The 11,690-nt window shown below is 68.6% G+C and carries 8 protein-coding genes; 4 read left to right on the top strand and 4 right to left on the bottom strand.

Annotated elements, in window-relative coordinates:
• Positions 1 to 273 precede the first annotated feature (273 nt).
• Positions 274 to 1,569 carry a PGRS repeat-containing protein gene (locus ABW16_RS27920; RefSeq protein ID WP_052957058.1) on the top strand — a complete coding sequence of 432 codons (1,296 nt, stop codon included), beginning with the start codon at positions 274 to 276 and terminating at the stop codon, positions 1,567 to 1,569.
• Between the two features lie 21 nt (positions 1,570 to 1,590).
• Here the strand turns inward: ABW16_RS27920 and fadD4 are convergent, their stop codons facing one another.
• From fadD4 to ABW16_RS22525, 4 genes are all read right to left on the bottom strand, one after another.
• Positions 1,591 to 3,108, bottom strand: coding sequence for a fatty-acid--CoA ligase FadD4 (gene fadD4 / locus ABW16_RS22510; protein WP_047321427.1), 1,518 nt, complete (start codon positions 3,106 to 3,108; stop codon positions 1,591 to 1,593).
• A gap of 149 nt (positions 3,109 to 3,257) precedes the next feature.
• Positions 3,258 to 5,078 carry a phosphoenolpyruvate carboxykinase (GTP) gene (locus ABW16_RS22515; protein WP_047321428.1) on the bottom strand — a complete coding sequence of 607 codons (1,821 nt, stop codon included), beginning with the start codon at positions 5,076 to 5,078 and terminating at the stop codon, positions 3,258 to 3,260.
• Positions 5,079 to 5,209: 131 nt separating this feature from the next.
• On the bottom strand, positions 5,210 to 6,706 hold the full coding sequence (locus ABW16_RS22520; protein ID WP_047321429.1) for an AAA family ATPase: 1,497 nt from the start codon (positions 6,704 to 6,706) through the stop codon (positions 5,210 to 5,212).
• Entirely contained in the window at positions 6,703 to 7,647 is a 945-nt protein-coding gene (locus tag ABW16_RS22525) for a P-loop NTPase family protein (protein ID WP_052957059.1), read from the bottom strand. Before ABW16_RS22525 ends, ABW16_RS22520 begins: the two co-directional genes overlap by 4 nt.
• Before the next feature lie 168 nt (positions 7,648 to 7,815).
• Between ABW16_RS22525 and trmB the strand changes: the two genes are divergently transcribed.
• The 3 genes from trmB to mmpL3 all read left to right on the top strand — a co-directional run.
• Positions 7,816 to 8,577: a tRNA (guanosine(46)-N7)-methyltransferase TrmB gene (trmB, locus tag ABW16_RS22530; protein ID WP_047321436.1), complete on the top strand. Its 762-nt coding sequence runs from the start codon at positions 7,816 to 7,818 to the stop codon at positions 8,575 to 8,577.
• Positions 8,577 to 9,260 (top strand): NYN domain-containing protein, encoded by a 684-nt coding sequence (locus tag ABW16_RS22535; RefSeq protein ID WP_047321430.1) that lies wholly within the window; start codon positions 8,577 to 8,579, stop codon positions 9,258 to 9,260. The genes trmB and ABW16_RS22535 overlap by 1 nt, the downstream gene beginning before the upstream one ends.
• A 74-nt stretch (positions 9,261 to 9,334) precedes the next feature.
• On the top strand, positions 9,335 to 11,690 hold a 2,356-nt coding region (gene mmpL3, locus ABW16_RS22540), incomplete at its 3' end, for a trehalose monomycolate exporter MmpL3 (protein WP_052957061.1).

Raw genomic sequence — 11,690 nt, forward strand, 5'->3', positions numbered from 1 at the left:
TTTGAGCCAACCGTTGTCCACTTGAACATACGGCAAATTGCTATAAAGTCATACCATTAGTTTGGTTTTACCCGAATAAGTAGACAATGAGTCGCCTGCGGTTGGGGGCTCTGACCTGCTTGTAAAGGTTCCCCGGGCAGGCCCGGGCTGAAGACTCCCACAACGTGCCATCCGGAAGGTTGCTCAGCAATGCCGCTTCATCGCAGTAAGGCCACGCAAAGCCGCGACGCGCACCCAGCCGCACCGAGTCATCGTCGCCGACGGACAGTTCCCATGCTGGCCGCGCTGGCCGCGTTCGGCCTGGCATCAGCCGGTCTCGGACCTTACGCACACGCGGACGAATTCGATTGGGTCACAGATCTGTTCACCCCGCTTTTCGGGTTGACGGACGCGGACGCGGGCACCTCGACCGCGGCCCTCGACTGGTTCGATCCCACCGTCTGGGCCTGGCCCAGCCCGGACTTAGGTGGCACCGAGGCGCTGGCCCTGGCCGCCGACGCGACCGGTACCGCCGGCCTCTACGAGTGGCTGCACGACACCATGCAGGACTGGATCAACAGTCCGTCCGGCCAGCTGTTCGGCGACCTGGTCAACCCGCTGTTCGCACCGCTGACCGGTGGCGGCTGCGGCGTGATCTGCAACGGCGCCGACGGGACCGCGGGCCATCCCGACGGCGGGGCCGGCGGGCTGTGGTTCGGCGACGGCGGCGACGGCTGGTCGTCGAACCTCGAGGGCGTCGCCGGTGGTCGTGGCGGCAACGCCGGCCTGTTCGGCGACGGCGGTGACGGCGGGGCCGGTGGTCTGGGCGCCGACGGCGGCAGCGGCGGCCATGGTGGCGACGTGTGGGGCAACGGCGGCAATGGCGGGCACGGCGGGGACGGCGCCGCAGATGGCGGTTCGGCCGGCAACGGTGGTGACGGCGGCGACAGCAATTACCTGTACGGCAGCGGGGGTGCCGGCGGGGACGGCGGCAACGGTAGCGCCGCCGAGGGCGACGGCAGGACCGGCGGGGCCGGCGGGAACGGCGGCCGGGGAGGCGACGGCGGCCAACTGGCGGGCGGTGGAGGTGCGGGCGGCAACGCCGGCGACGGCGGCACGGCCACCGGCGCCAACAGTGTCGGCGGGTCCGGTGGCGACGGTGGTGACGGCGGGAGAATCGGCGGCAGCGGCGACTCGGCCGGAGGAGGGCAGGGCGGCAACGGCGGCGACGGCGGTACGGCCACCGGGATGGGCAGCCGCGGTGGCCGCGGCGGCGACGGCGGCTCCGGTGGCGGTGCCACCGCGGTGATACTCGGCACCAGCGGCAGCGACGGTGGCGATGGCGGCGCGGCCGGCAACGGCGGCAACGCTATTGGCGTCGGGGGCACCGGAGGGACCGGCGGCCACGGCGGCGCCGGCGGCCACGGCGTCGGCTTCGGCGGTGACGGCGGCAACGGCGGCGCGGGCGGCAATGGGGGTGACGGGGCTACCGCCGGTGCAGGAGGCCCCGGCGGCGGCGCCGGTCCGGGCACCGTCCACGGGCAAGCCGGCAGCCAGGGCTCACCCGGCCAGCCGGGCCACGCGACTTAACGGTGCCCTGACCGCCCAGCGTCACGCCGAATACTTGGCCACCAATTCGTTCTTGTAGAGCTTGCCGGTGTCGGTGCGCGGCAACTGCTCCTCGAACGCGATCGATCGCGGACATTTGTAGTGCGCCAAGCGGTCCCGTAGCCAGGCGAGCAGTTCCGCGGCGAACGCAGGCGTGGCGTCGGCCGGGTCGACCGTCTGCACAGCCGCCTTTACGCTCTGACCCATTTCGTCGTCGGGGATCCCGAACACGGCCGCGTCCAACACCTTCGGGTGCGTGACCAACAGGTTCTCCGCTTCTTGCGGGTAGATGTTCACCCCGCCGGAGATGATCATGTGGTGGCGCCGGTCGGTGAGGTACAGGTAGCCCTCGTCGTCGAGGTAGCCGACGTCGCCGACGGTCGTCCAGCCTTGCGCGTGGCGCGATTTCGCGGTCTTCTCCGGATCGTTGAGGTACTCGAAGGCGGTGCCGCCCTCGAAGTAGATCTCCCCGGCCTGTCCGGCGGGCAGCTCGTTGCCGTCCTCGTCGAGAATGTGCACCGCACCGAACATCGCCTTGCCCACCGAGCCGGGGTGCTTCAGCCATTCGTCAGCGCTGATCAGCGTGGACCCGTGCGCCTCCGAGGAGGCGTAGTACTCGTCGACGATCGGCCCCCACCAGTCGATCATCTGCTGTTTGATCTCCACCGGGCACGGCGCGGCAGCGTGCATGACCCGCTTGAGGCTGGACACGTCGTAGGAATCCCGCACTTCCGCAGGAAGTTTCAGCATCCGAGTGAAGTGTGCGGGAACGAACTGACCGTGCGTGACGCGATAGCGCTGGATCGCGTCCAGCGCGGACTCGGCGTCGAACTTCTCCATCACAACGGTGGTCAGCCCGGCCGCCTGAATTTGCATCGACCATACCGACGGTGCGGTGTGATACAGCGGCGCGGGACTCAAGTAGACCGAATCCGGGCCCATCCACACCGAGACCAGCATCGCCATCAACCCCGGCACCTCGGCCGGGGGCAGGTGCGGCAGCGGCCGTTTGATGCCTTTGGGTCGCCCGGTGGTGCCCGACGAGTACTGCAGCAGGTCACCCTCGATTTCGTCGTCGATGGGTGTATCCGGTTGGTCGGCAACGCATTCCGGGTAGCGCTGCCAACCGTCCAGGTCACCGTCGGCGATCAGCAGCAGACCGGGCAGGCCCTTCGGCAGATGCTCGGCCAGGTCGGCACAGGTCTGGCGCAGTGCGGCCGAGCCGATGATCGCCTTGGCGTTGCTGTTGTCGATGATGTACGCGGCTTCCGCGGCGGTCAGATGGGTGTTGATCGGCACGTAGTACAGGCCGCTGCGCCGCGCCGCCCACATAGCCGCGTGGATGTGCTCGTTGTTCTCCATGATGATCGCGACGACGTCGCCCTCCACCAGCCCGGCGGCCCGGAAGAAGTGCGCCAACCGATTCGCCCGGGCTTCGAGGTCGGCGAAGGTGACGACCGTGCCCGACGGGTGCAGGATGATGGCCGGGTTGTCGGCATCGACGTGTTCGCGGATCTGCATGGGCTGACTGTACCGCCCGGATTTTGACAGGTGTCAAGTGGGCGAGTCAGCGGCCGCGAGGGTGCGCAACGGTACAACTGAACCTGGCGTGTCGCGTACAGACGCGCACGTTCGCGCGAAATCGCGAAATAACGCGCAAGAAGGGGCTGCTAGCCCAGGCGCTGCTTGAGGGCCTCGAACTCGTCGCGCAGGCCGGTGGGCAGCTTGTCGCCGATGAAGTCGAACCACTCCTCGATCAGCGGGAGCTCCGCGCGCCACTCGTCGGCGTCGACGATCAGCGCCTGGTCCACGTCGGCGGCGGTCACGTCCAGCCCGTCCAGGTCCAGGTCGGCAGCGCTCGGGACCGTACCGATCGGAGTCTCCTGGCCGCCGGCATTGCCCTCGACCCGCTCCACGATCCACTTGAGCACCCGGCTGTTCTCGCCGAAGCCCGGCCATAGGAAACGGCCGTCCTCGCCACGACGGAACCAGTTGACGAAGAACACCTTCGGCAGCTTCGACTCGTCGGAGTGCTTGCCGGTGTCGATCCAGTGCTGCATGTAGTCCCCGGCGTTGTAGCCGATGAACGGCAGCATCGCCATCGGGTCGCGACGGACCTTGCCCACCGTGCCCTCGGCGGCGGCGGTCTGCTCGCTGCCCATGGTGGCGCCGATGAAGACGCCGTGCTGCCAGTCGCGGGCCTGACTCACCAGCGGCACCGTGGTCTTGCGACGGGCGCCGAACAGGATCGCCGAGATCGGCACGCCCTGCGGGTCGTCCCACTCCGGCGCGAGGATCGGGCACTGCGACATCGGGGTGCAGTACCGCGAGTTCGGGTGAGCGGCAGGGGTGCCCGACTCGGGCGTCCAGTCGTTGCCCTTCCAGTCGGTGAGATGCGCCGGGGTCTCCCCGTCGATGCCCTCCCACCACACGTCGTTGTCGTCGGTGTGACCGACGTTGGTGTAGACGGTGTTCCCGCGCTCCAGGGTGATCATCGCGTTGGGGTTGGAGCTGCGGCTGGTGCCCGGCGCCACGCCGAAGAAGCCCGCCTCCGGGTTCACCGCGTAGAGCCGACCGTCCTTGCCGAATCGCATCCACGCGATGTCGTCACCGAGGGTCTCGGCCCGCCAGCCCGGAATGGTCGGCTGGATCATCGCGAGGTTGGTCTTGCCGCAGGCCGAGGGGAACGCCGCCGCCACGTAGTAGGCCTTGTTCTCCGGCGAGATCAGCTTGAGGATCAGCATGTGCTCGGCCAGCCAGCCCTCGTCGTGGGCCATCGCCGATGCGATCCGCAGCGCGTAGCACTTCTTGCCCAGCAGCGCGTTGCCGCCGTAACCCGAGCCGTAGCTCCAGATCTCGCGGGTCTCCGGGAAGTGGGTGATGTACTTCTCGGAGTTGCACGGCCACGGCACGTCCTGCTCGCCGTCGGCCAGCGGGGCACCCACCGAGTGCAGGCCCTTGACGTAAGCGCCGTCGGTGCCGATCTTCTCCAGTGCGGCGGTGCCCATCCGGGTCATCACCTTCATCGACGCCACCACGTAGGGCGAGTCGGTGATCTCGATGCCGAGCTTGGGGTCCTCCGCGCCCAGCGGGCCCATGCAGAACGGGATGACGTACATGGTGCGACCGCGCATGCAACCGCGGTACAGCTCCGTCATGGTGGCCCGCATCTCGTCCGGGTCCATCCAGTTGTTGGTGGGGCCGGCACCTTCGGGGGTGCGGCTACAGATGAAGGTGCGCGACTCGACCCGCGCGACGTCGGCGGGGTCGGAGAGCGCCAGGTAGGAGTTGGGCTTCTTCTTCTCGTCGAGCTTGACCGCCGCGCCGGACTCCACCAGCAGGGCCATCAGTCGGTTCCACTCTTCCTCAGAACCATCGGACCACTCCACCCGGTCGGGCTGGGTGAGCTCCGCGACCTCCCGCACCCAGGCCAACAACTCGCCATGCTTCGTCGGGGCGGTGTCCAGACCGGGAATGGTCGCTGAGGTCATTGAGCTCTCCTGTGTAACCCGTGTCACTCGGTGGCGTTGCCGCAGCTGCGCGCCGCTGTCACCTCTTATACCGTCATTAAATAAGAGATTACCGTCAATAGCTACACGGATCGAAACAATCGCAACTCGGGCTATCTGTCACCCGTTACCGCGGCGTCCGCCGGGCCTGATTCACCCAGCTCAGCGCGCACCCTTTCCAACGCCCGCCGCAACGCCGGCAGCTGACGATCGCGCACCGCGGCGGCGCGGGCGGTGGCGGCCGCATGCTCGCGCAACTCCCGGTCCAACCCGGCGACCCGGTCGGTGACGCGGGCAGCCTCGGTCTCATTGTGTGCGGCGAGTTCGGCGGTGAGCGCCGACTCGGCGGCCACCACCCGCAGGGCCACCAGTTCCTGCACCGAGGACCGCACCGCGTTGGTGGCCTGCCCCACCCAGCGATCGAGCACCACCCGGTCGCGCAACAGCCCCCGAATCCGGACCACCCACACCGTTGCCACCACCCCGGCGAGGGCGCATCCGGCCGCACCCACCGCGGCCAGTCCCGGCGCGAGATGGGCGAAGACCCGGCTCAGCGTCAACGCCACGCCCAGCCCGAAGCCGATCCCCAGCACCGCCATCAACTGGGTCTCCAGCCGTCGGGACTCCAACGGGGGCTTGCCGGTGTCGACCTGGGGTAGCGGCACCGCCGCCCCGCCCGACGGTGCGTGCGAGGCCAGACCCAGTTCCTGGGCGACGTCGGCCAAGTGCTCGGTGACTCCCTGATCGACCTCCGTCACCACCTCGGTCAGCCGGTCGTGCACATAGGACTCGAATTCGGCCCACCGGCGCCGCGTCATGCCCGCCGCGTCTTCGGCGAGCTCGCTGCGTACCGAGGCGCACCGCTTGCTGGCGAAGTAGGACAGTTGCACGCGGGCCTGGGCGATGCGGCTGCGCAGCGCGATCACGCGCTCCGACTTCGACATCCGCCGCTGCCGCACCACCTCGTCACGCTGCTCCTGCAGTTGCGTCACCCGGGCGCGCCGGCCTTCCGCGCGGGCGTCGCGGTCGATCCGATCGGCGTCGGTACGCAACTGGAACTCCCACGAGCGCAGCCGGTTGCGTCGGTGGGCGTCGCCGTCCTCGAGCTGTCTGGTCAGTTCCGCGACCAGGTCCTCGACCCGCGGGTCGCCGCGCTCGGGTGCGGCGGCCGCCCCCACCCACGCGGCGTCGCGGTAGCGCGGCGCGTGGCCGGCGAGGGTTTCGCGGGCTGCTGCCCGCATCTCGCGCCACTGCCGGTGGGCGTCGATCTTGGATACGACGCCGATCACCACGTCGGTGTGGGCGGCCACGGCGTCGAGCAGAGCGCAGTCCGACTTCGTCAGCGCGGCCGCCGCAGACACCACGAACACCACCGCCAGCGGCACCTCCCCCGGCGCCAGGTCGGTGGCTTCCATCACGAGCCACTGCGGCATCCGGTCGGCCAGCACCGTTGTCATCGCGCTGACCCCGGCCAGCCAGGGGCCGGTCACCACCACCACGTCGCAGCGCCGTACCGCGGGCGGGCGCACTCCGGGAGCGAGCTCAGCGATGAGGGCATCCACCCCGGTGGCGGGGTCCGAGTCGGCCGCATCCGCACCCGGGGCGGTCATCGGCGGCCCCGCATGGTCGCCCAGGCCCGCAAGGATCCCCTGGCGATGTCGGCGGCGCAGGCTCGCTGGGCGGCGCCGACCGGTGCGCTGCGGTGGGCCTGCCAGCGGCGGGCCCGCGCCAGCACCGGTTCGTCCGGGACGTCGATCGCGGCCGTCGCAGCGGTCAGCCGGGCGGCAACTGTCGTGTCGCCGACCAGGAACTCATCGATGCGGCTGTCCCCGACCGCCATCGCCTCCAATCGGGTCACCGCCTCCGACATCCGCCGGTGGTAGACGGCGGCGCCCATGGCCTCCAGCCGGGCGACGACGCGATCGACACCGCTGAGCTGGCACAGCCGGTCGCGCGCCTGCGCCACCGTGGCACCGCGCCGGGACAGGTCGAGCAGTGCCTCGATCCCGGACAGCTCGAGGGTGGCGCACAACCGCTCGCGGGTCTGACGGGGTACCGGGTGTGGACAGCTCACGAAGTGCTCGGCTGAGCGCAGATCGGCGGGCCGGGCGGCCAGACATCCGAGCGCATCCCACAGTCGATCGTCCAGCCCATCGCCGCGCGCAGCCAGTGCGAACAACGCCGACATCGGTTCGACCGGCACCGGCATCGCTGCGGCATCATGCCCACACACGTCGGCCTTGTTCAGCACCACCAGCACCGGGCGCCGACGCGCGGCATGCAGTGCGGCGGTGTCCTCCGGTTTGACCACCTCGGCGACGACATGAACGGCCAATTCGGCAGTGTCGGCCGCACCGGGCTGCTCGGCGATGCGGACCCCGGCGGCGGCCAGCGCTGCGGCGACGGTGCGCCGGCCGACGCCGCGGCGGCCGTGCACCGCGACCTGCAGCGGCGCGGTGATGTCTGCGGCGATCGTCGCCAACCGCGGGTCGGAGTTCTGCGTGGCCAGCCCGGTCAGCTCGTCGGCGAAGAGCTGGTGCCCCTGTGTCACGACCCTGCCTCCCCGCGCAATCGGCCCCGGGGCCATGGTGTCAGCTGCTCCGCCGCGACGCGAGTCACCGCCGTACCTACCGCCCATCCGCCCGCACTAGGCAACTGTTGGGTATCAATGTGGACCGCAAAGTGGGTACACGAGGGTCCATGGGCCACCATGGACTGCATGCATGCGCCGCGCGACGTCGAAATGGCATCGGACGTCCCTGGCGTCGACACCCCGGCTCCACGCCGTTTCCGCAACTTCAGCGTCCGTTACCGGCACTCCGCTCTGTCGGACGGTCAGCGCCAAACCTGGGAGCGACTCTGGCCCGACCTGGGCGCCGACGTCGTGCCGCCCGAGGGTCCCGACCGCCCCCAGCCACTGGATCCGCGCCGCTGGTTCGGTCGCGACGCCCCCGTGGTGCTCGAGATCGGCTGCGGGGCCGGTACCTCCACGGTGGCGATGGCACAGGCCGAGCCGGACCTGGACGTGATCGCCGTGGAGATCTACGAGCGCGGGTTGGCGCAACTGCTGTGCGCGATCGACCGCGAACAGTTGGGCAATATCCGGTTGTTGCGCGGCGACGGCCTCGACGTGCTGGAGTACCTGATCGCCCCGTCCTCGCTGATCGGGGTGCGTGTCTTCTTCCCCGACCCGTGGCCCAAGGCGCGGCACCACAAGCGGCGGCTGCTGCAACCGGCCACCATGGCCCTGATCGCCGATCGGTTGCAGCCGGGCGGGGTGTTGCACGCGGCGACCGACCATGCCGACTACGCGGAACAGATCGCCGAGTCCGGCGACGGCGAGCCGGCCCTGCGCCGGGTGTCGGACCCGTCCAAGGTCGCCGGCCTCCCGATCTCGGTCGACCGCCCCACCACCAAATACGAGGCGAAGGGCCGCAATGCGGGCAGCGTGATCAACGAGTTCGTCTGGGAACGGGTCTGATGACCAGCCCCGACCTGGATGCCGCCCCGACCGACGCCGACCCGACCGCTGACGGGGAACCGACCCGTCGGGTACTGCTGGTGTGGGACGCCCCCAACCTGGACATGGGTCTGGGCGCGATTCTCGGCAGGCGCCCGACCGGGGTGGAGCGGCCCCGGTTCGATGCGCTGGGCCGCTGGCTGCTGAACCGCACCGCGGAGATCGCGGCGAATCACCCGCAGATGAAGGTCGAACCCGAGGCCACCGTCTTCACCAACATCGCACCGGGCAGCGCCGACGTCGTCCGGCCGTGGGTGGAGGCGTTGCGTAACGTGGGTTTCGCGGTCTTTGCCAAGCCGAAGATCGATGAGGACAGTGATGTCGACTCCGACATGCTCGAACACATCGCGCTGCGGAAAGAGCAGGGATTGATGGCGGTGGCCGTGGCCTCCGCCGACGGTCAGGCGTTCCGGGAACCGCTGGAAGAACTCTGCGGACTCGGCATAGCCGTTCAGGTGCTCGGATTTCGCGAACATGCGAGCTGGGCGCTAGCCTCGGATACCTTGGAGTTCGTCGACCTGGAGGACATCCCTGGTGTGTTCCGGGAGCGGCTGCCGCGGATCAGCCTGGATTCGCTGCCGGAGCAGGGAGCGTGGCTCCAGCCGTTCCGGCCGCTGAGCTCACTGCTGACCTCGCGAGAGTGACAACTGGAGAGCCTGAAGTCAGGGACGCGCGGGTCCGAAAGATGTCTCCACAGACCTTAGTAAGGAGCGTATAGGTGTTCGCCTGGTGGGGTCGAACTGTATACCGCTACCGGTTCATCGTAATCGGCGTGATGGTGGCGCTCTGCCTGGGTGGCGGGGTCTACGGAATGAGCCTGGGTGAGCACGTCACTCAGAGCGGCTTTTACGACGAGGGCAGCCAGTCGGTGCAGGCGTCGATCGTCGGCGACGAAGTCTACGGCCGGGACCGCACCAGCCATGTGGTTGCGGTCTTCACCGCGCCCAAGGGCGAGACGGTCGACGACCCGGAATGGTTCGACGCGATCAAGAGCGGGCTCAACAAGGTCAAGAACGACCACCCCGATCAGATCATGAGCTGGGTCGGCTACTTCACCAATCCCGAGGCGCTGGCCAACATGGCCGACCCGGAGAAGAAGCACGCCTTCGCGTCGATCCAGATCAAGGGCGACGACGACGACACCATCCTGAAGAATTACCAGGCTGCCGAGTCGGACCTGCAGAAACTCGACGGCGGCAAGGTCGAGCTCGGTGGTCTGCAGCCGATCGCCAGTGAATTGACCGGCACCATCGCCACCGACCAACAGCGCATGGAGGTGCTGGCGCTGCCGCTGGTCGCAGTGGTGCTGTTCTTCGTGTTCGGCGGCGTGGTCGCGGCCAGCCTGCCGGTGATCGTCGGTGGGCTGAGCATCGCCGGCGCAACTGGCATCCTGCGCTTCGCCGCCATGTTCGGGCCGATCAACTTCTTCGCCCAGCCGGTGGTCTCGCTGATCGGTCTGGGTATTGCGATCGACTACGGGTTGTTCGTGGTGAGCCGATTCCGTGAGGAGATCGCCGAGGGCTACGACACCGAAGCAGCGGTCCGCCGGTCGGTGATGACGGCCGGTCGCACCGTGGTGTTCTCGGCGGTGCTGATCATCGTCTCGGGAGCCAGCCTGCTCGTGCTGCCGCAGGGATTCGTCAAGGCGATCACGTACGCGATCTTCGCCTCTGTGGGCCTGGCCGCGCTGCTGTCGATCACCTTGCTGCCCGCCATCCTGGGCGTGCTGGGCAAGAACGTGGACGCGCTCGGGGTGCGCACCCTGTACCGAATCCCGTTCCTGCGGGACTGGGAACTCCACAATCGCGTCATCGGCTGGCTGGCCGAGAAGACCCAGAAGACCAAGACCCGCGAAGAGGTCGAGGCCGGGTTCTGGGGCAAGTTGGTCAACTACGTGATGCAGCGGCCGCTGGCGTTCGCGATCCCGATCGTGATCGCGATGGTCTTGCTGATCATCCCGTTGGGCAAGCTGACCTTCGGCGGGATGAGCGAGAAATACCTGCCGCCGGACAACACCGCTCGGGTGGCCCAGGAACACTTCGACGAGATCTTCCCCGGCTTCCGCACCGAGAAGCTGACGCTGGTGATCAAGAGCACCACCGACAAACCGGTCACCGACCAGCAGGTTGCCGACGTCCGCAACCGCGCGATGGCGATCAGCGGGTTCGTCGTCCCCGACGATGACCCCACCGAGATGTGGAAGCAGCGGCCCTACCTGCCCGGCGCCTCCAAGGACGAGTCGGTCAAAGTCATCGAGAACGGCTTGGTCAACCGCAACGACGCCGCGCAGAAGATCAAAGCGCTGCGCGCCATGAGCACACCCAAGGGCTTGGAGGTGCTGGTCGGCGGGACACCCGCACTGGAGCAGGACAGTATCCACGCGCTGGTCGCCCAAGGACCGTTGATGCTGGTGATCTTGCTGATCACCACGACGCTGCTGATGTTCCTGGCGTTCGGGTCTCTGGTGCTGCCGTTGAAGGCGGCGGTGATGAGCGCGTTGACGCTTGGCTCGACGATGGGCATCTTGACCTGGATGTTCGTCGACGGGCACGGCGCCGGGCTGTTGAACTTCACCCCGACCCCACTGATGGTGGTGGTCATTGCGCTCGTCGTTGCGGTGGGCTGGGGTCTGGCCACCGACTACGAGGTGTTCCTGGTCTCCCGGATGGTGGAGGCCCGAGAATCCGGGATGTCGACCACCGAGGCGATCCGGATCGGCACCGCCACCACCGGCCGGCTGATCACCGCGGCCGCACTGATCCTCGCGGTGGTAGCCGCGTCGTTCGTGTTCTCCGACCTGGTGATGATGAAGTACCTGGCGTTCGGTCTGATGGCGGCACTGTTGCTGGACGCCACCGTGGTCCGGATGTTCCTGGTGCCGTCGGTGATGAAACTGCTCGGCGACGACTGCTGGTGGGCACCGCGCTGGATGAAACGAATCCAGAACCGGATCGGTCTGGGCGAGATCCGGCTGCCCGACGAGCGGCGCCGGGTGACCCGCCGTCCCGCGACCGCAGCCGTCGCGCCGACCCCGGTGGGTGCGGGCGCCCCGCGCCCCACGCATGACCCCACCC

Origin of the sequence: Mycolicibacter heraklionensis, assembly GCF_001021505.1 — a bacterium.
GTDB lineage: Bacteria > Actinomycetota > Actinomycetes > Mycobacteriales > Mycobacteriaceae > Mycobacterium > Mycobacterium heraklionense.

Excerpts from the sequence above, each read along its gene's own strand:
- ABW16_RS27920 (WP_052957058.1), top strand. The coding sequence starts at position 274 with ATGCTGGCCGCGCTGGCCGCGTTCGGCCTGGCATCAGCCGGTCTCGGA.
- ABW16_RS22520 (WP_047321429.1), bottom strand. The coding sequence starts at position 6,706 with ATGACCGCCCCGGGTGCGGATGCGGCCGACTCGGACCCCGCCACCGGG.
- trmB (WP_047321436.1), top strand. The coding sequence starts at position 7,816 with ATGCATGCGCCGCGCGACGTCGAAATGGCATCGGACGTCCCTGGCGTC.
- fadD4 (WP_047321427.1), bottom strand. The coding sequence starts at position 3,108 with ATGCAGATCCGCGAACACGTCGATGCCGACAACCCGGCCATCATCCTG.
- ABW16_RS22515 (WP_047321428.1), bottom strand. The coding sequence starts at position 5,078 with ATGACCTCAGCGACCATTCCCGGTCTGGACACCGCCCCGACGAAGCAT.
- ABW16_RS22535 (WP_047321430.1), top strand. The coding sequence starts at position 8,577 with ATGACCAGCCCCGACCTGGATGCCGCCCCGACCGACGCCGACCCGACC.